Raw genomic sequence first — 19,184 nt, 5'->3', positions numbered from 1 at the left:
AGACTGGGACCTAGCCAGAAGGACCAGCGAGGGGAATCATGCGGACAGCGGAGGATTCGACAGTGCCGGACGAACCGACCGGCGACCGGCGGCTCCCGCCCGCCCCCTCCGCACCGGCGGCCGATTCCCCGGTGGCGGAGTCGTCCGCCCCGGACTCGAGCCCGCCGGAACCGCCCGCCCAGCCGGCCGGGACGGACCCCTCACCCGAGCCCGCCGACACGGAGCCCGCCGGTACTGAGCCGGCCGGTACTGAGCCGGCCGAGACGGTGCAACTGCCCGAACCGGTTCCGGGCCGGTCGTCGCCGGACCCCACCGGCACGAAACCATTGACAGATCCGCTGCCGGCGCTCACGACCGCGGAACTGCTGACCCAGCCGACGGTGACGGACACGACCATTCCCGAGCCGGCGATCCAGGCGGCCGTGGCGGAAGAGCCCTCGGTCGATGCTCCGACCACGGAATCCACCGTGCCGGCGCCGCTCGGGACGGAGCCGTCAGTGCCGGGCACCACCCTGCCGGAGCCATTGGCTACGGTCGAGCCGCCCGCCGCCGACCCTGACGTGGCCCTGCCCGCAGCGACCGATTCCGCCGCCACCCGAGCCGCGGAGCCGGCGGACGAGCCTGCCGAAATCACCCCGACCTCGGCTGACGACCTGGCGACCGGGCCGCCCGTCACCGACCCGGCGGACGAGCCTGCCGAAACCGGCGCCACCTCGGCCGAAGACCCGACGGACGACCCGATCGCCGGGCCGATTGCGGGCGAGGCGTCGGTGACCGGGGCGACCGGCGCCGAACCCGTCGTCACAGAGCCGACCGACGCAGAGCCGACCGACGCAGAGCCGACCGACGCAGAGCCGACCGGTGCAGAGCCGACCGACGCTGAGCCGACCGACGCTGAGCCGACCGACGCAGAGCCGGTTGTGGCGGACTCCCCGGCCGATGGCGTCGCGCCGGTGGAAGGCGACCGGCTGCGTACCCGGATCGCGGAGAGGTACGCGCCGGGGGTGGCGCTCTACCAGCTCCTGGAGAGCCGGCTGCGGGAGACGTCCCCGGCGGGGCCGGGGAGCCCGGTCGGCTGGACTCCGTACCTCCAGGCGTTGCGCGCCCTGCGGGACGGCAACGTGGCCGGGCACTGGGAGGATCTGGCCCGGCTGATGGTGGACCCCGCGGCGCTGGCCCCCGGAGCCGAACCGCGGGAGGCTGACCGGCGCGCCGTGGTCGAGGCGGCCGTGCGCACGCCCCACGCCCTGCTCGTCCAGGCCCCACGCGGCCCTGAGCGGACCGCGGTCATCGCCGGGATCATCGAGCGGCTGGCGGCCGACGAGGCGCGGATTCTGCTGATGGCGCCCGCCGACGCCGTCGACGCCGTCATGGAGTCCCTCGGCGGCGAATCGGAGATCCTCGCCGTACGGGCCGATCCCGAGCCGGCCGCCCGGACCGGGTCCGGAGCCGAGCCCGGGTCCGGACCTGAGCCCGGGTCGAAGGCCGGGCCCGGCAAGGAGAACCTGCCCTACGCCGGTACGATCCGTACCGCCGGGACCGCGCACCTGCGGGCGTGGAAGGGCGAGCTGCGGCGGCTGCAACGAGAACTGATGTGGCTCGAGCAGTGGCCACGGGACCGGGCGGCGCTCGCGGCCGCACAGGCCGAGCAGGACCGGCTCAGCGCGGCGAGCGAGGCCCGTGTCGCCGAGGGCGAGGCCGAGGTCGGCGAACGGCAGGCCAAGGTCACCGCGGCCGGGCAGGCGATCGCCGCCGCGCAGGCCGAGCACGACCGGCTCGCCGAGGTGCACCGGCGGGCTGCGGCCGAGGCGATGGTGCTGCGCGCCGAGCATGCCGGGCTGCAGGAGGCCGCCGACGCGGCGGCCCAGGTCGCGGACGAGCGCGGGCGAGCAGCCGCGGAGGAACGCGCGCGCTGCACCGCGCTGGAGGAGCGGATCGGCGCCTGCCGCCAGGAGCTCCAGGCCGCGCGGGACCGCGAGGCGTCCCTGATGGACGAGCTGACGCGGGCGAAGGAGTCCCTGCCGCAGTCGGCCGCCGAGGCCGAGCGGCTGTACGCGGCCGAGGCGGACGCCGCGGCCGACGCGCACATGAGCTACTACCGGCTGGCCGCCGCGGAGTCGGCGCGGGCCGCCAAGAAGCGCGGGGCGAGCCTCAGCCAGCGGATGCGCCCCACCGCGGAACAGCAGCAGCTCCGGCGCCAGGTCAGCGACCTCAAGCGGGAGGCCGACGAGGCGGCGACCCGGGCCCGGCAGGCCAAGCAGGCCCTGGAGCAGGCAGAGGAGCAGCACGCCCGGCTGGCCGCGTTCGTCTCCAACGGCGGCACCGAGCTGATGACGCTGCGCGAGACGCAGGAGCGCCTCGCCGAGCAGGTCGTCCAGCTGACGGAGGAGTTGGAGACCGTCCAGGCCGGACTCGACGAGCACCTGCGGACCGCGGCGGAGGCGGCCGAGCAGGCCGAGCAGGCGGCGGCCGCGGCGCACAACGCCCGTGAGCTCGGCCTGCGCGGCGAGGAACGGCTCACCGACGCCCGCCTCGCCGAGGAGCGGGCGGCCAAGGCCGTGGAGCAGGCCCGGCAGGAGGAGCGGGCGGCGGCCAGAAGGCTGACCGAGTCACAGGAGCGGCTGGAGCTGCTGCGCGAGCGAGAGGCCGCGGCGCTCGCGGAGCAGGTGGAGCTCCAGGAGGTGGCCGACTCGGAGCTCGGCTCGCGCGGGCATGTGCGCGACATCTGCGGCGAGGATCCGGCCACCGCGCCGGAGGAGGTCCTCACCGCCCACCGTGACCGGGCGATGTCCCGGATCGAGCAGCTGTCGGGCTACCTGCGGCTCGCCCAGGAGCGCCCGCCCGGCGACGAGGCCGACCCGGCCGACGCCGAGTTCACCGAGCTGCTGCTCGGTACGGCCACGCTGGCCTGCGGGTCCCCGCTCGACATCGCCGCCGGGCCGCTCGCCCGGATCGACGCCTTCGACGTACTCATCGTGGACGACGCGGACCAGGTCACCGACGGCGAGTTCCTCCCCGGCGCGGTCCGGGCCCGCCGCTGGATCCTGGCCGGTGACCCGCGCGGGCTGCCGGAGCCGGCCGCCTCCCACCGGGACCGGGACCACCTGCGGGCCCTTGCCGTCCTGCACCGGCTCGACCACGACGCCGGACGGCCGGACGGCGCCGTGGGCGACGATGACCTCGACGGGGCCGTCGAGACCGTGTCGGCGCGGTGGGAGGAGGACGAACCGGCCCGGCTGGCCGCGGTGCGGGCGGAGGCGGAGCGGCTCCGCCGGCTGGCCGCGGTGCGGGCGGAGGCGGAGCGGCTCCGCGACGGCGGGCTGTGGGAGGCCCGTTACCGGGACGCGTACGGGCGGGCGCTGCGGCGATCCCGGCCGCCCGGCGGCACCGACGAGGAGGCGGAGCGCGACCTCTCGGCCGTCCTGCACCCCGGGCTGTTCGTGCGGGCCGCGGCGGCGGGCCCGTGCCTGCGGCTCCTGCCCGCGCAGCACCCGTGACGTCCTAGGGAGCCGTGACCACGGAGGACCGGACTGCCCCGGTCCGTGGGGACTCCCCCACGGACCGGGTCGCACCTCAGCGGGAGCCGCCCAGGCCCTTGTCCAGACCGGCCCGCCGCAGCGCGTCGGCGAGCGCCCCGCCGCCCGCCGGAGCTCCGCCGGAGCCACCGGAACCGCCCCGGCCACCCCGGCCGCCCTGACGCTGCCGGTCACCGCCGGAGCCCCCACGGGAACCGCCACGGGGACCGCCGCGCTTCGGGTCCGAGCCGTCCCGGCCGGCGGGCTCGCGCCGCGCACCGGCGGCCGCCTCGTCGTCGAGCCGCAGGGTCAGCGAGATCCGCTTGCGCGGGATGTCCACGGAGACCACCTTGACCTTGACGATGTCGCCGGGCTTCACCACGTCGCGGGGGTCCTGGACGAAGTTCCTCGACATCGCCGACACGTGCACCAGGCCGTCCTGGTGCACGCCGACGTCGACGAAGGCGCCGAACGCGGCGACGTTGGTGACGACCCCCTCGAGCAGCATGCCGGGCACCAGGTCCGCGAGCTTGTCCACGCCCTCCTTGAAGGTCGCGGTCTTGAACGCCGGGCGCGGGTCCCGTCCCGGCTTGTCCAGCTCGGCCAGGATGTCGGTGACCGTCGGCAGCCCGAAGGTGTCGTCGACGAACTCCTGCGGCTTGAGCGAGCGCAGCACCGCACCGTTGCCGATCAGGCCCCGCAGGTCACCGCCGGTGGAGGTGAGGATGCGCCGCACCACCGGATAGGCCTCGGGATGCACGCTGGAGGCGTCCAGCGGATCGTCGCCGTCGGGGATGCGCAGGAAGCCGGCGCACTGCTCGAACGCCTTCGGGCCCAGCCGGGGCACCTCCTTGAGCGCCCGCCGCGAGCGGAACGGCCCGTGGGCGTCCCGGTGCGCCACGATGTTGTCGGCGAGCCCCTCCCCGATGCCCGACACCCGGGTCAGCAGGGGGGCGGAGGCGGTGTTGAGGTCGACACCGACGCCGTTGACGCAGTCCTCGACCACCGCGTCCAGCGAACGCGACAGCTTCATCTCCGAGAGGTCGTGCTGGTACTGGCCGACGCCGATCGACTTGGGGTCGATCTTGACCAGCTCGGCGAGGGGGTCCTGCAGCCGGCGCGCGATGGAGACGGCGCCACGCAGCGACACGTCAAGTCCGGGCAGCTCCTGCGATGCGTACGCCGAGGCGGAGTACACCGAGGCCCCGGCCTCCGAAACGACGATCTTGGTGAGGCCCAGGTCCGGATGCAGTTTGATCAGGTCGGCGGCGAGCTTGTCGGTCTCCCGCGAGGCGGTGCCGTTGCCGATGGCGATCAGCTCGACGCCGTGCGCCCGGGCGAGCCGTTCCAGCACGGCGATCGACTCGTCCCAGCGCCGCCGCGGCTCGTGCGGGTAGATGGTCTCGGTCGCCACCACCTTCCCGGTGGCGTCCACGACCGCGACCTTCACCCCGGTCCGCAGGCCGGGATCCAGGCCCATGGTCGGACGGGTCCCGGCGGGCGCCGCGAGCAGCAGGTCGCGCAGGTTGGCGGCGAAGACGCGCACGCCCTCGTCCTCGGCCGCCTGCCACAGCCGCATGCGCAGGTCGACGCCCAGATGCAGCAGGATCCGGGTGCGCCACGCCCAGCGCACGGTGTCCATCAGCCACCGGTCGCCCGGCCGGCCCCGGTCGGAGACGGCGAAGCGCCGGGCGATGTCCAGCTCGTAGTCGCTGGGAGCGGTGCCCTCCACGGGCTCGGGCTCCGGCTCCATGCTGAGATCGAGGATCTCCTCCTTCTCGCCCCGGAACATCGCCAGGATCCGGTGGGAGGGCAGTTTGGTGAAGGGCTCGGCGAACTCGAAGTAGTCCGAGAACTTCGCCCCGGCCTCCTCCTTGCCCTCGCGTACGCGGGAGGTCAGCCGGCCGCGCGACCACATCTTCTCCCGCAGCGTGCCGATCAGGTCGCCGTCCTCGCCGAAGCGCTCCACCAGGATCGCGCGCGCCCCGGCCAGTGCCGCCGCCGCGTCGGCGACGCCCTTGCCCTCGTCGACGAAGGCGGCGGCTTCCGCCTGCGGGTCGCGGCCGGGGTCGCCCAGCAGCAGGTCGGCGAGCGGCTCCAGCCCCGCCTCCCTGGCGATCTGCGCCTTGGTCCGGCGCTTGGGCTTGTACGGCAGGTAGAGGTCCTCGAGCCTCGCCTTGGAGTCCGCGGCCAGGATCTGTGCCTTCAGGGCGTCGTCGAGCTTGCCCTGGGAGCCGATCGAGTCCAGGATCGCCGCCCGCCGCTCCTCCAGCTCCCGCAGGTAACGCAGGCGCTCCTCGAGCGTGCGCAGCTGCGCGTCGTCGAGGGTGCCGGTCGCCTCCTTGCGGTACCGCGCGATGAACGGCACGGTGGCGCCGCCGTCCAGCAGGTCGACCGCGGCCGTCACCTGCCGCTCGCCCACCCCCAGCTCCTCGGCGATCCGCTGCTGCACTGTCTTGCCGGGAGCGACCCCGGACCCCGCATGTGAGGTCATAACGATGTGACCCGCCTCTTCTCCTCATGGCCCGAAGAGCATTGTCCCGGTGTTCGGCACCCGTTGTCGCGCCACCTACCCCACGGAGCCTCCCGGCGGGTCGTCGTTAGACTTTCCCGGGCACGCAACACCGCCGGAACCCAGCCGAAGAGGAGACAGATCGGTGATCGATGCTGTGGCGGTCACGCTGATCTCCATCGCCCTGGTGCTGGCGGCCTGGAGCGCGCTCATGACCCTGCTGAAGCGGCCGGTGGGGCTCTCCCAGCTGGTCGGTCTCGCGGTGGCGGAGATCGCCCTGCTGGTGCAGGCCGTGCTGGCGGTGCTGAAGATGGCCGACGGGGAGCGCCCCGACGGCGGGATCCCGCTGTTCGTGCTCTACCTGGCGGGCTCGCTGCTGCTGCCGCCGCTGGCCGGGCTGTGGGGCCGGGCCGACCGCAGCCGGTGGGGGTCGGGCCTCCTGGTGGTGGCGTACCTGGTGATGGCGGTACTGATCGTGCGCATGCAGCAGGTCTGGCAGACCCCCGATGTCTGAGCGACCGGCGGCCGGGCCCGCCGCCCCCGCCCGCCGCAGCGGTCCCGGCCGCATTCTGATCACGGTGTACGCGGTCTTCGCCGTGGCGGCGACCTCCCGGGCCGGCCTGCAGATCGCCACCCGCTTCTCGGAGGCGCCGGTGGCCTATCTGCTGTCGGCCTTCGCGGCCGTCGTCTACGTCCTGGCCACCGTGATGCTGAGCCGCTCCGGCCGGCTCTCCCACCGCATCGCGGTCATCTCGTGCAGCGTGGAGCTCGCCGGGGTCCTCGTCGTCGGCACGCTGAGCCTGCTCGACCGGTCGGCCTTCCCGGACGCCACGGTCTGGTCGGGCTACGGCCTGGGGTACGGCTTCGTACCGCTGGTCCTGCCCGTGCTCGGCCTGCTGTGGCTACGGCGCACCGCCCGCGACCTCCGCTGAGCCCCGAGCACGCGGGTCACCGCTCGCTCAGCGTCGCGACCCGGCGGCCCAGCTCCGGATCGAGCCGCCAGGCACGGCCGGCGAGCTCGGCGGCCAGCGACAGGGCTCCCCGCTCGAGGCAGGCCGTCACCAGCGGGGAGGCGTCGGCCTGGGCCGCGTAGAACAGCGTGGTCTCCCGCCACCAGTCGCGGCCCAGGTGACGGATCAGCGGCTCCGGCCGCCGCGACCTGGCGAGGTACGACGCCGCGAGGTACTCCTGGAGCGACCGGTGGGCGAAGCAGTACATCCGGTTCTCCCGTTCCAGCAGCAGCCCGGTGGCCCGCTCGACCGAGGTGAGGAAGTCCTGCGGATCCATCTGGGGCCGTACGGCCGCCAGCACCGGCGCGATCACGTCCGCGGCGTCGGTGGGGGCGATGTCGCGGACCTCGTGCTCCATCAGGTGACACGCGAGCGCTCCCAGCACCTCCTTCTTCTGCGCGAGGGTGAGCTCCCGCCCGCCTCCCGGGATGCCGGTGCGCCCGCCGAGCAGCGCCTGGCAGAACTCCCCGTAGAGGCCGGTCGCGCTGTCGGGAAGGGTCCGGCGGTGGGCGTGCACCTGGGCGCTCATGGTGAGCAGCAGCGGGCTGGCGGCCAGCTCGGAGGGCTGCGGGCCGGCTCCCAGGCCGCCCAGCAGTTCCCGCGCCCGGGCGTCCGCCGGCCGGAACCCGTCGGTGACGGCCTCGCGCCCCGGCACCGCGTACCAGCGCTGCAGGAGCCGGGCGGCCTGGGCGGGACCGAAGGGAAGGATCCGCACAGCGCCGGCCGGGGCGGGCGGCCATCCGTAGTCCCCGTACGGCCGGGAGGTCAGCGCGAACCGGCAGCCCGGGTAGGCGGCGATCTGACGTTGCACCCAGTCGACGGTGGTCCGCCGGTCCTCCTCGCGGGCGACCTCGTCCAGCCCGTCCAGGAGCACGACGCAGCGGCCGGTCTCCAGTTGCTGGTCGAACCAGCGCGGCGGCTCGGCGGCCCGGGCGAACCTCGCCGACCTCCGTACCAGCTCGGGCAGCGAGATGGCGGGATCCGCGGCGATCGCGGCGCCGTGCTCCCGCAGGAACAGCAGGATCGGCGTCTTGTGCCGCGGCGCCCCCACCGGCCAGCCGGCCCGCCGGTTGCGGGCCAGCACCAGCGTCAGGTGCTTGAGCAGCGTCGTCTTGCCGCCCCCGGCCGCACCGATGATCGTCAGCGCCCTCAGCTCGGAGCGCCCCAGCAGCGGCCACACCGAGCGGGGCGGCCCGGCGGGATCCGACGGCGGGACCAGGTCCACGTCCACGTACAGGTGGTCCATCGTCATGACCCCGCGCGCCGCCGGTCCCCTGAGGTCGATGTCGCGATGGGCCTCGGCCAGGAAACGCCGGTAGCGGCGGCCGTACCGGGAGAACCGGCGGCGCAGCGCGGCCCCGACCGCCTCGGTGAGATGCGCCGCCCAGTGCCTTCTCAGCTCACCGTGCGCCTGGACCACGATGCCCGCTAGCACGACCAGCACCTCATAGCCCAGCAGGACGGCGATCGCCTGGACGGGGCGGCCGTTGACCGTATCCCGCAGGCCGAGGACCCCGAGCGCGGGAGGGACCGTGGCCGTCAGCGCGAGCAGGACGGGACCGAGACGAGGACGCCGACCCGGATCGATGGCCATGACTCCACCATGTCAGCAGCGTTAGCGGACCGTGCAGGACTTCGGGCTCATCGCGATCACACCGTGACATCCCCTCCGCATGGGCTCAAGAAGGGCGAGTGGCCCGTACCGAGTACATCAACGGCACCCTGGGGCGGCCCTGGGGCAGCCGGAACACGCCGCCGGGGTGCCGCTCCATGGTGGTGAACCGCGGGAAGAGCGTGTGGTCGTGCTCGTGCAGGAAGTCGATGCGCAGCCCGGCGTCCACCAGCGCGGTGATCACATCGCCGAGGCCGTGGAAGTACTCGATGGACCTGGTGTGGGTGAGGTCGGCGCCCTGGTCGGCGTAGGTGCCGGGCTCGTCCCAGACCTGCGGGTTCCGGTCGAAGTAGTCGTAGGCCACGGTGCGCCCCTCCGCGTCGTCGAGCACGGAGCCGAAGGGATGGAACTCGGGCAGGTAGAGGAAGCCACCGGGGTTGAGCAACGCCGCCACCACCGCCGCCCACCGGTCGAGGTCGGGCAGCCAGTTGAGCGCGCCCAGCCCGGTGTAGACGACGTCGTAGGTCTCCCCCAGCACCGCGACGGCGTCGTAGACGTCCGAGGCGACGAACCGCGCGTCCAGGCCGGCCTCGGCCGCGAGCGACCGCGCCGTCTCCACCGCGGGCTCGGAGAAGTCCAGGCCGCTCACCCGCGCTCCGCGCCGCGCCCACGAGAGCGTGTCCAGGCCGAAATGGCACTGCAGGTGGATCAGGCTGCGCCCGGTCACGTCGCCGACCTCGGCGGGCTCGAAGTCGCGGAGGGTCTGCCCGCCCGCCCGGAAACCGGCCACGTCGTAGAAGTCACTGGCGACGTGGACCGCCACTCGTTCGTCCCACATCGCCTTGTTGAGCTGCAGATAGTCCATCTCGTCCGCCATAGGGCGATCATAGGTCGCGCGCCGAACTTGACACCTGACTTCACTCCGTCAATCTTGTGGCCATGCAGCGTGACACGGAGAGACGGGCCGGCCGGTCCCTGCGCGGGGACCTGCTCGACGCCGCGGCCGAGCTCATCACCCGGAGCGGGTACCGGGGTGTCCGGATGCAGGACATCGCGGACGCCGCCGGGGTCAGCCGGCAGACCGTCTACAACGAGTTCGGCGACAAGATGGGGCTCACCCGGGCCCTGATGCTGCGCGACCACGAGCACTACCTCGACGGCGTCGACGAGGCGCTCTCCCGCCATGACGACCTGCACTCGGCCGTGGCCGCGGCGGTCGCCTACAGCCTGCAGACCGCGGCCGACGACCCGTTCAAGAAGGCCGTGCTCACCGGCGCCGGCAGCGAGGACCTCCTGCCGCTGTTCACCACCCAGGCCGAGCCCATGCTGTTCTCCGCCCGCACCCGCATCATCGAGCACGTGATCCGGCACTGGCCCGAGCTGGACCGCGACGCGGTGACCGAGCTGGTCGACGCGGCGGTCCGGCTGACCCTCAGCCATGTCCTGCTGCCCGCCCAGCCGGCCGAGCAGGTCGCGGAGCTGATCGCCCGGATCGTCACCCGGTACCTCGGCTGACGGGCGCCCGCCTTTACGTTGTAGATCACGAGCCCTCCGGGCCCAGGGGCAGTCAGTGACCACTTACTGCCATCGGCTACGGTGGACCCGGACTTCACCGACCAGCAGCCGATCAGCGGGAGGCGCAGTGGACTTCAACCTGCCGGAGAGCGCGGTCGCGGTGCGCGAGGGCGTCGCCGCGATCGGCGCCAAGTACGACCTCGCGTACTGGGACCGCTGCGACGCGGACAAGCGGTGGCCGGAGGAGGCCTGGCACGACCTGGCCGCGGGCGGCTGGCTCGGCCTGGCGGTGCCGGAGGAGTACGGCGGCGCCGGCCAGGGCCTGCTGGAGCTGGCGGTGGCACTGGAGACGCTGGCCCGGTCCGGCGCGGGCGGCGCCGCGTCCTTCCTCTACCTGCTGACCCCCGCCTTCGGGGCGCTGACGATCGCCCGCCACGGCACCGACGCGCAGAAGACCGAGTTCCTGCCGAAGCTGGCCACCGGCGAGATCGAGACCTGCTTCGCGCTCACCGAGCCGGACGCGGGCAGCAACGCCATCAACATCACCACCCAGGCCGTCCGGGACGGCGACGGCTTCGTCGTCCGCGGCCAGAAGATCTGGATCTCGGGCGTCGAGCGGGCCGACCACATGATGCTGGTGACCCGGACGATCCCGGCCGCCGAGGCCCGGCCCCGGGTCAACGGCTTCACGGTGTTCTTCCTCGACGTCAAGCAGGCCCTCGCCGAGGGCACCCTGACCTTCCAGCCGATTCCCAAGCTCGGCACCAACACCGTGGCCTCCAGCATGGTCTTCCTGGACGACGTGCGGATCCCGGCCGACCGGGTCATCGGCCAGGTCGACGCCGGGTTCGCGGTGCTGTGGGACATCCTGAACCCGGAGCGGATCCTGGCCGCGGCGGGCGGGGTCGGCGGTGCGGAGCTGGCGCTGAAGGTGGCCACCGACTACGCCCGGGAGCGCGCACCCTTCGGCCGGCCGATCGGCGTCAACCAGGCCGTCGCGTTCCCGCTCGCCAAGATCAAGGCACAGGCGGAGCTGGCCCGGCTGATGACCCACAAGGCCGCCTGGCTGTGGGACGGCGGGCGGCCGTGCGGGTCGGAGGCCAACATCGCCAAGCTCACCGCCGCGGACGCGGCCTGGCAGGCGGCCGACCGCGCCTTCCAGGCGCACGGCGGCATGGCCTACTCGCTGGAGTACCCGGTGGCGCGGCTCTTCCGCGACGCGCGCATCGGCAAGAACATCCCGGTGGCCGAGGAGATGGTGCTGGCGCACATCGCCCAGCACGACCTCGGGCTGCCCAAGTCCTACTGACCACCCCACCCCCACCCTTCCGTGATCATGCAATCAATCGTCGAACGATCGCGTGATCACGGAGGGTCATGGTCTCGGGGTGGTGGGCTGGCCGACAGGGGACGTGGCCTGTCTGCCAGGGGTGGTGGGCTGGCCGACAGAGCGGGGGGCTAGCGGCCGGCGGCCTCGGCGACCAGGGCCTCGAACAGCCTCAGGTCGTCGCCCTCCTCCGGGTGCCACTGCACCCCGAGGCCGAACCGGTGGCCCTGCAGCTCGACCGCCTCGATGACCTGGTCGTCGCTCCAGGCGACGGCGACCAGGCCGGTGCCGAGCCGCTTGACCGCCTGGTGGTGGTACGTGGGCACGGTGGCGCTGTCACCCAGGATCTTGCCCACCGCGCTGGTGACGCTGATCTGCACCGGGTGGGTGCCCACCTTGCCCGGCCCCAGCGCGTGGCCCTCGTGGCCGACGACCTCCGGCAGGTGCTGGATCAGCACCCCGCCGCGGACGACGTTGAGCACCTGCATCCCCCGGCAGATGGCCAGGAACGGCAGGTCCGCCTCGATGGCGGCGCGGAGCAGCGCGAGCTCGAACCGGTCACGCTGCGGCTGCGGCTCGCCCGTCTCCGCGTGCCGCTCCTCGCCGTACAGCGAGGGGTCGACGTCACCGCCGCCGGCGAACACGATGCCGTCGAGGCCGCGGATGAGGGAGTCCAGCCCCCGCGTGCCGGCCGGCGGCAGCAGCACCGGGACGCCGCCCGCCCGCTCGACGGACCGTAGATACGGCATGGGCAGCAGCGCCGCCTCGCGCACCCAGACACCCCACCGGGCCGCCTCGAAATAGGTCGTGATGCCGATGAGCGGCCGGGAACCAGTGCTCTGTGTCGGCTCTCCCATGCCGGGAATCCCCTCCTGCGGTGTCGGTTCCGCCGCGTGCTCGGGTCCTGTGGACCCCGTACACCCGCTCCGCCCGCCCATCATGACGCAGGACCGGTTCTGCGGGACGCCCCACCCCCGGGTCGCACACGACAGCTTGCCTTATGCCCTCGATTCTCGCAGACCAAAGCAGCGAGAGGGCCTCCCGGTCGGGACCGTGAACGATCTTGGCGCGGGCAGGCCGGTCCGTTCCCGCCCGTACCGGTGAGGAAAGATCCCCCCCCGCAGTGCGACTTCTTCTCCCCGGGGTTGAAGTTCATCCACCGCGGGGCGGCCGCCATGATCGGACAGCCGATCCACCGGTCGCGGGATCACGATCCGTACGCGAATTGGGGGCTTCGCGCGGCCGATCTGACCCATGGTGACCCCGCCCCATAGGGGACCGTTTCATACCGATCAGTATCGCAAAAAACTCCGCTAATGGTTCAATTACGGAAAATCATAAACCGATTACAGCTCGTGTCTATGTGGACGTCCTGGGCGGAAACGGTTGAGCCGGACCGGGTCTCCGTGCAGACTCACTAGCAAGCAGGAGGACTTCAGCAGACCGCCGAGGCGGCTCGAGTGATCGGTGCGTCGATTGCCCGGAAGGCACTTACCAGGGGGCGAGCTTGACAGATGTCATTGAATCCCCGGCTAGTCAAAGAGAGTTTCGCCCATGTCGAGCCATTTGCCGAAAAGGCCGCCGCCTATTTCTATGGCAGGCTCTTCGCGGAGAATCCGCGCCTGCGCGCGCTGTTCCCGCCGGCGATGGACGCCCAGCGCGATCGGCTCTTTCACGCCCTCACCAAGATCGTCTGGAGCCTGGACAGCCCCGACGCACTGGCCGCCTACCTCGGCCGGCTCGGGCAGGACCATCGCAAGTTCGGTGTGGTCCGCGAGCACTACGCCGCGGTCGGGCAGGCCCTGATCGCCACCATCCGGGCGTTCTCCGGCGACGCCTGGACCGGGGAGGTCGAGGCCGCCTGGACCGCCGCGTACGAGGCGGCGGCCGGGCTGATGATCCGGTCCGCCGACGAGAGCGCCAAGACGACCCCGCCCTGGTGGATCGCCGAGGTGCTCGAGCACGAGCGCCGCACCGCGGACATCGCGGCGCTGGCCGTGCGCCCCGGCCGGCGGTTCACCTACACCCCCGGCCAGTACGTCACCGTGCAGACCGCTCGCTGGCCGCGCGTCTGGCGGCCGTACTCCATCGCCAACGCCCCCCGGGAGGACGGTGTGCTGCGGCTCCACGTCCGCGCGCTGCCGGCCGGGTGGGTCAGCGGATCGCTGGTCCGCGACACCCGGGTCGGTGACACCCTGCTGCTCGGCCCGCCCATGGGCGGCATGGTCCTGGACCCAGAGTCGGACCGCGACCTGCTGCTGGTCGCCGGGGGCACCGGGCTGGCCCCGGTCAAGGCCATCGCCGAGCAGGTCATCATGAGCGGGCGGCACCGCAACGTCCACCTGATCGTGGGAGCCCGCACCGAGCGCGAGCTCTACGACCTGCCCGACCTCCGCCTGCTGGAATCGACCTATCCCTGGCTGTACGTGGTACCGGTGGTGTCGGAGGAGTCCTCCTTCGACGGCATGCGGGGGACGGTGCCCGAGGCCGTCGGCCGGTTCCGCGACTGGGACGACCATGACGTGTACGTCGCCGGGCCCGCCGCCATGATCGACCAGACCGTGCAGCGGCTGCAGCGGCTCGGCGTGCCGCCGGCCCGGATCCACCATGACGCCCTCGACCCGGGGGGAACCGGGATGGGGGGATAGATCGGCAGGCCGCGCGGGTCACCACACCCACCCGCACGCCCGCTCGCGCGGCCTGCCCCTCCCCCCGCGGCGCTCCCGCCCCGGCGAGCGCCCTCAGCCCGTGGGCTCCTCCGGCCCGGCGCCCTCCGCCGGCCCGGGCTGCTCCGGCGGCCCGGTCTCCTCCGCCGGGGCGGCGACGTGCTCACCGAAGAAGGCGAACACCCGCTGCCACGCGTCGTCGGACGCGGAGGCCACCGGCCCGGCCCGCAGCACGATCTTGCTGAGGATGTTCATCGGCGGCCCGGGCACGAAGTCGGTCATGAAGCTGTGGCCAGCCTCGGGGTACTCCTTGACGTCGTGCACCACGCCGAGATCGGTGAGCGTGCGCTCCAGCTTGGCCGCCGCGTTGCGCAGGGTCAGGTCGCGCCGTCCGTAGCTGGCGACGACCGGGCAGGCGCCCGCCAGCACCTCCGACGCGCGCCGGGGCAGGATCCCGTAGTTCGGCGCCACCGCCGCGAAGCCGGACCGGGCGGCGGCCACCAGCGCGAACCCGCCACCGAGGCAGAATCCGATCAGTCCCACCCGGCCGGTGCAGTCCTCGCGTGCCGCCAGCCGGGCGCGGGCCGCCTCCAGATGCTCGTACGACCGGCCGCGCCGGGCGACCAGATCCTGGAAGGTCCTGCGGACGCACCGCAACCGGGGGCCGGCGCTGTAGAGGTCGGGCGCCAGCGCCACGTATCCCCCGGCGGCGAACCGGTCGGCCTGGGCACGGATGTCGTCGTTGAGTCCCCACGCCTCGTGCAGCACGACCACGCCCGGCCAGGGACCCTGCCCCGCGGGCACGGCCAGGTAGGCGCGCAGTTCGTCGGGGCCACTGGGATAGGTGAGGTCCGGCATGTCCCCCACCCTGGCTGAACGTACGCCGTACGGCCAGGCCCAACCATGACCGGAGATCCGCCGCTTCGTGGCAGTATCGCCCTCCATGGACCTCGGCCTGCGCGGGAAGAAGGCGTTCGTCACCGGTGGCACGGCGGGCATCGGGCTCGGCATCGCCCGTGCACTGGCCGGTGAGGGCGCGGCCGTCGCGGTGTGCGGCCGCGACGCCGTACGGCTCGAAGCGGCCGTCGGCGGGCTCCGGGCCGCGGGGGCCACGGCGCACGGCTTCGCGGCCGACGTCACCGATCCCGCCCTCCTCGGCGCCGCGGTGGAGCAGGGCGCCCGCGCCCTCGGCGGCCTGGACCTGCTCGTGGCCAACGCGGGCGGCTCGTCCGGCGGGGACCTGCTCGACTCCACCCCCGAGGACTGGGCCCGGACCTACGCGGTCAACGTGCTGCACGCGGCGCACGCGGTGCGGACGGCCGTGCCGCACCTGGAGCGGTCCGGCGGCGGAGCCGTGCTGATCATCGCGTCGATCACCGGCTGGAAGCCCGGCCCGAAGTCCTCCTATGCCTCGGCCAAGGCCGCCGAGATCCACCTCGCGGCGACCCTGGCCCAGGAGCTCGCCTCCCGCGGCATCCGGGTCAACGCGCTCAGCCCCGGCTCGGTGCTGTTCGACGGCGGCGGGTGGGCGGAGTTCGGCAGGGCCCACCCGGAGCGGCTGGCGGCCTTCGCCCGGGAGGAGTTCCCCGGCGGGCGGCTGGTCGGCCTGGAGCAGGTCACCGACGTCGCCTGCTTCCTGCTGTCCGGCCGGGCGAGCGGGATCAACGGCGCCAACGTCTGCGTCGACGGCGCCCAGGATCACCCCGCCGCCCGCCGGTTCTTCCCCTGAGCGGGGCGCTCCCCCGGGCCGGGCTCCCCGGCCCGGGGCCCCGGCGCGGGCCTACGGGCTGACCCGGCCGGCCCGCTCGAAGGCCGCGTGGGTGAGCGGCATGATCTCCGCCCACAGCTCCTCCATCCGCTCCGCGACCATCTCGATCTCCCGCTGCGGGAACGAGGGGAAGGTGGAGTCCTCCCGCTTGGTGCGCAGGGACAGGAAGTTCATCAGCGCCCGGGCGTTGCAGGTGGCGTACATCGAGGAGTAGAGCCCGACCGGCAGGACCGTGCGCGCGACCTCCCTGGCCACGCCCGCCTCCAGCATCTCGAGGTAGGCGCGGTAGGACTGCCGGTAGCTCTCCCGCGTCGCCTCGCCGACCAGCTTGGCCTGCTCGGGGGTGCCGTCGACGAACTCGTACTTGCCCGGCTTGCCGATCTGCACCAGCTTGCGCTCGGGGGCGGGCACGTAGAAGACCGGCTCCAGCCGCCGGTAACGCCCGCTCTCCTCGTTGTAGGAGAACGTGCGGTGCCGCATGAACTCCCGGAAGACGAAGATCGGCGCCTGCACGTAGAACGTCATCGAGGAGTGCTCGAACGGTGTGCCGTGACGGTCCCGCATCAAGTAGTTGATCAAGCCGGTGGAGCGCGCCGGGTCGGCCTCGATGTCCTCCAGGGAGTTCTCCCCCTTGGTCGAGACACGGGCCGCCCACAGCACGTCGGCGTCCGACGCCGCGTGTTTGATCAGCTCGACCGTCACGTCGCTCCGGAACGTGATCTCGGCCGCTTCCCCGCCCGTCACCTGGTGCCCCTCTCGGTGTTCGTCCTGGTCGCTGGTCACTCTAGTCACCGGCACCGACAGCCCCGCAGGTGCGCCGCCTCGCGGTGCCGGCACCGGGCGCCGTGCCGCACAATGACTCTCATGACCGAATTGAAGGTGCTGGGCGCGTGCCCGCTGGACTGCCCGGACACCTGCTCCTGGGTCGTGACGGTCCGGGACGGCCAGGCCGTGAGCCTGCGCGGCAACCGGGACCACCCGTTCACCCGGGGCGCCCTGTGCACCAAGGTCAACCGCTATCTGGAGCACGCCGCCGCACCGGACCGGATCCTGCGCCCGCTGCGCAGGATCGGCCGCAAGGGCGAGGGCCGGTTCGAGGAGATCTCCTGGGACGAGGCCCTGGACGAGATCAGCGAGCGCCTCGGGGGCATCCTCGCCGAGCACGGCGGCCAGGCGATCTGGCCGTACTGGGGCACCGGCACGCTCGGCTTCCTGCAGGGCCTGGAGGGCTTCGCGGGGCGCCGGTTCTTCAACGTCCTCGGGGCCTCCCGGCACGACCCGACGATCTGCTCCATCGCCGGCAGCGCCGGGCTGAAGTACGCCATCGGGTCCTCGGCCGGCATGGACCCCGAGGACTTCGCCCTCTCGAAGCTGATCATCCTGTGGGGCACCAACACCCTGACCAGCGGCCACCACCTGTGGAAGTTCATCCAGGACGCCCGGTCGGCCGGTGCGCACGTGGTGGCGATCGACCCGGTCCGGACCCGTACGGCCCGGCAGGCCGACGAGCACCTCGCCCCCATCCCGGGCACCGACGCGGCGCTCGCGCTGGGCCTGCTGCACGTGATCGTGGGGCTGGGCGCCCAGGACACCGCCTACCTGGACGAGCACACGGTGGGCTGGCCGGACTTCGAGCGGCGCATCGCGGAGTTCCCGCCGGCGCGGGTCGCGGGGATCACCGGCCTGGCCGAGGCCGAGATCGTGGCGCTGGGCGAGCGGATCGCCCGCACCCGGCCCACCGCGATCCGCGCCACCATGGGGCTGCAGCGTCACGCCGGCGGCGGCATGGCCCTGCGCACCCTGGCCTGCCTCCCCGGCGTCACCGGCGACTGGGGCCGGCCGGGAGGCGGCCTGTCGTACTCCACCAGCGGGCACTTCCGCATCCGCAACGCCGCGCTTTTCCGCGACGACCTGCTGCCGGGGCCCACCCGCACGCTGTCGATGACCCGGCTCGGCGAGGGCCTGCTGGAGACCACCGACCCGCCGGTGCGGGCGCTGTTCGTCATCGCCGCCAACCCGGCCGCCAGCACCCCGCACCAGTCCAAGGTGCGCCGCGGGCTGGCCCGGGAGGACCTGTTCACGGTGGTGCTGGAGCAGTTCCCCACCGACACCGCCGACTACGCCGACATCGTGCTGCCGGCGACCATGCAGCACGAGCACATGGACCTGCACCAGGGGTACGGCCACCTCTACCTCGCCTGGAACGAGCCGGCGGTCGCGCCGCCCGGCGAGTGCCTGCCCACCACCGAGACCTTCCGGCGGCTGGCCCGGCGGATGGGCCTGACCGAACCCGCGCTGTACGACTCCGACGAGCGGCTGGCCGAGCAGGCGCTCGCGGGCGGGCACTCCTCGCTGGAGGGCATCACCCTGGAGCGGCTCCGCAAGGAGGGCTTCGCCCGGCTGTCCGTGCCCCGGCCCTTCCTGCCGTACGCCACCCGCTTCCGCACCCCGTCGGGCCGGCTGGAGTTCTGGTCGGAGCGGGCCGGGCGGGCCGGGCACGACCCGCTGCCCGGCTACGTCCCGCCGGCCGAGGTGGCCGATCCGGAGCGGGCGGCCCGCTATCCGCTGGCGCTGATCTCGGCGGCCTCGCACCACTTCCTGAACACCGTGTTCGGCAACAACGCCGAACTGCGCCGCCGGGCCGGCGAGCCGCGCGTGACCCTGCACCCGCGGGACGCGGCCGCCCGCGGGCTGGCCGGCGGGCAGCGGGTGCGGGTCTTCAACGAACGCGGGTCCTTCCAGGCCGTCCTGGAGGTCGGAGACGCCGTCCGGCCGGGGGTGGCCGCCACCCCGAAGGGCCACTGGGCCAAGCTCAGCGGCGGCTCGTCGGTCAACGCCACCGTCGACGAACGCGACGCCGACCTGGGCGGAGGCGCCGTCTACCACGACACCCGCGTGGAGGTCGCCGCTCTCCGGCCGGCCGCCGGGCCGGAGTAGCCGGACCGGCGGGCCGAGGCACCGGGGCGGCCGCCCTGACATGCGCGAGCCCGGGCCCGGGACCTGGTGGTCCCGCACCCGGGCGCGGTCCTGCTATGGGGGAGTCCCGCCAGGCGGGAGCTCAGCCCTGTTCGTTGGCGGTCAGTGGAAGATGCTCACGCCGCCGGGACCGACGAGCAGCCCGACCACGATGAGCACGATGCCGAAGAGTAGCTCCCGGCGCGCGACGAGGACGTAGATACCGGAGATCACGAGGACCACCGCGATGAGCCAGAGCAAAGTAACCATGCCAACCCGATGCCCGAGGCAATTCGCCCATAAC

The 19,184-nt window shown here is 73.3% G+C and carries 15 protein-coding genes; 8 read left to right on the top strand and 7 right to left on the bottom strand.

Annotated features, from left to right (window positions below):
- The first annotated feature begins 62 nt into the window (after positions 1-62).
- The gene (locus ACRYCC_RS16085; RefSeq protein WP_433812808.1) at positions 63-3,497 is read left to right on the top strand and encodes a coiled-coil domain-containing protein; all 3,435 of its coding nucleotides are present in this window, start codon (positions 63-65) and stop codon (positions 3,495-3,497) included.
- Positions 3,498-3,573: 76 nt separating this feature from the next.
- Here ACRYCC_RS16085 and ACRYCC_RS16080 read toward each other — a convergent pair whose 3' ends face one another.
- On the bottom strand, positions 3,574-6,009 hold the full coding sequence (locus ACRYCC_RS16080) for a Tex family protein (RefSeq protein ID WP_433812806.1): 2,436 nt from the start codon (positions 6,007-6,009) through the stop codon (positions 3,574-3,576).
- Positions 6,010-6,172: 163 nt separating this feature from the next.
- Here ACRYCC_RS16080 and ACRYCC_RS16075 point away from each other — a divergent pair, with 163 nt between their 5' ends.
- Positions 6,173-6,541 carry a hypothetical protein gene (locus ACRYCC_RS16075; RefSeq protein WP_433812804.1) on the top strand — a complete coding sequence of 123 codons (369 nt, stop codon included), beginning with the start codon at positions 6,173-6,175 and terminating at the stop codon, positions 6,539-6,541.
- Positions 6,534-6,959 (top strand): hypothetical protein, encoded by a 426-nt coding sequence (locus ACRYCC_RS16070; RefSeq protein ID WP_433812802.1) that lies wholly within the window; start codon positions 6,534-6,536, stop codon positions 6,957-6,959. The genes ACRYCC_RS16075 and ACRYCC_RS16070 overlap by 8 nt, the downstream gene beginning before the upstream one ends.
- A gap of 16 nt (positions 6,960-6,975) precedes the next feature.
- Here the strand turns inward: ACRYCC_RS16070 and ACRYCC_RS16065 are convergent, their stop codons facing one another.
- Positions 6,976-8,631, bottom strand: coding sequence for an NACHT domain-containing protein (locus tag ACRYCC_RS16065; protein WP_433812801.1), 1,656 nt, complete (start codon positions 8,629-8,631; stop codon positions 6,976-6,978).
- An 85-nt stretch (positions 8,632-8,716) separates the two neighbouring features.
- Positions 8,717-9,526, bottom strand: coding sequence for a class I SAM-dependent methyltransferase (locus ACRYCC_RS16060; protein WP_433812799.1), 810 nt, complete (start codon positions 9,524-9,526; stop codon positions 8,717-8,719).
- A gap of 62 nt (positions 9,527-9,588) precedes the next feature.
- Between ACRYCC_RS16060 and ACRYCC_RS16055 the strand changes: the two genes are divergently transcribed.
- Positions 9,589-10,164 carry a TetR/AcrR family transcriptional regulator gene (locus ACRYCC_RS16055; RefSeq protein WP_433812797.1) on the top strand — a complete coding sequence of 192 codons (576 nt, stop codon included), beginning with the start codon at positions 9,589-9,591 and terminating at the stop codon, positions 10,162-10,164.
- A 127-nt stretch (positions 10,165-10,291) separates the two neighbouring features.
- Complete coding sequence (locus ACRYCC_RS16050; RefSeq protein ID WP_433812795.1) at positions 10,292-11,473, top strand: acyl-CoA dehydrogenase family protein; 1,182 nt, start codon at positions 10,292-10,294, stop codon at positions 11,471-11,473.
- Between the two features lie 149 nt (positions 11,474-11,622).
- On the opposite strand, the gene ACRYCC_RS16045 is transcribed toward ACRYCC_RS16050, so the two are convergent.
- Complete coding sequence (locus ACRYCC_RS16045; RefSeq protein WP_433812793.1) at positions 11,623-12,348, bottom strand: gamma-glutamyl-gamma-aminobutyrate hydrolase family protein; 726 nt, start codon at positions 12,346-12,348, stop codon at positions 11,623-11,625.
- A 657-nt stretch (positions 12,349-13,005) separates the two neighbouring features.
- Between ACRYCC_RS16045 and ACRYCC_RS16040 the strand changes: the two genes are divergently transcribed.
- Complete coding sequence (locus ACRYCC_RS16040; protein ID WP_433812791.1) at positions 13,006-14,139, top strand: globin domain-containing protein; 1,134 nt, start codon at positions 13,006-13,008, stop codon at positions 14,137-14,139.
- A gap of 93 nt (positions 14,140-14,232) precedes the next feature.
- Here the strand turns inward: ACRYCC_RS16040 and ACRYCC_RS16035 are convergent, their stop codons facing one another.
- On the bottom strand, positions 14,233-15,015 hold the full coding sequence (locus ACRYCC_RS16035) for a dienelactone hydrolase family protein (RefSeq protein ID WP_433812789.1): 783 nt from the start codon (positions 15,013-15,015) through the stop codon (positions 14,233-14,235).
- 85 nt (positions 15,016-15,100) lie between these two features.
- On the opposite strand from ACRYCC_RS16035, the gene ACRYCC_RS16030 reads away from it, so the two are divergent.
- The gene (locus ACRYCC_RS16030) at positions 15,101-15,886 is read left to right on the top strand and encodes an SDR family NAD(P)-dependent oxidoreductase (protein ID WP_433812787.1); all 786 of its coding nucleotides are present in this window, start codon (positions 15,101-15,103) and stop codon (positions 15,884-15,886) included.
- A 51-nt stretch (positions 15,887-15,937) separates the two neighbouring features.
- Here ACRYCC_RS16030 and thyX read toward each other — a convergent pair whose 3' ends face one another.
- A complete protein-coding gene (thyX, locus tag ACRYCC_RS16025) occupies positions 15,938-16,669 on the bottom strand; it encodes an FAD-dependent thymidylate synthase (protein WP_433812785.1) in 732 nt (243 codons plus the stop codon).
- 120 nt (positions 16,670-16,789) lie between these two features.
- Here thyX and ACRYCC_RS16020 point away from each other — a divergent pair, with 120 nt between their 5' ends.
- Positions 16,790-18,862 (top strand): molybdopterin-containing oxidoreductase family protein, encoded by a 2,073-nt coding sequence (locus tag ACRYCC_RS16020; protein ID WP_433812783.1) that lies wholly within the window; start codon positions 16,790-16,792, stop codon positions 18,860-18,862.
- A gap of 141 nt (positions 18,863-19,003) precedes the next feature.
- Here the strand turns inward: ACRYCC_RS16020 and ACRYCC_RS16015 are convergent, their stop codons facing one another.
- Entirely contained in the window at positions 19,004-19,150 is a 147-nt protein-coding gene (locus ACRYCC_RS16015) for a GPGG-motif small membrane protein (protein ID WP_433812781.1), read from the bottom strand.
- Positions 19,151-19,184 lie beyond the last annotated feature (34 nt).

It is taken from the genome of Actinomadura scrupuli (genome assembly GCF_050971785.1).
Classification (GTDB): Bacteria; Actinomycetota; Actinomycetes; order Streptosporangiales; family Streptosporangiaceae; genus Actinomadura_E; species Actinomadura_E scrupuli.
This window is presented reverse-complemented; position numbering and strand designations above follow the sequence as displayed.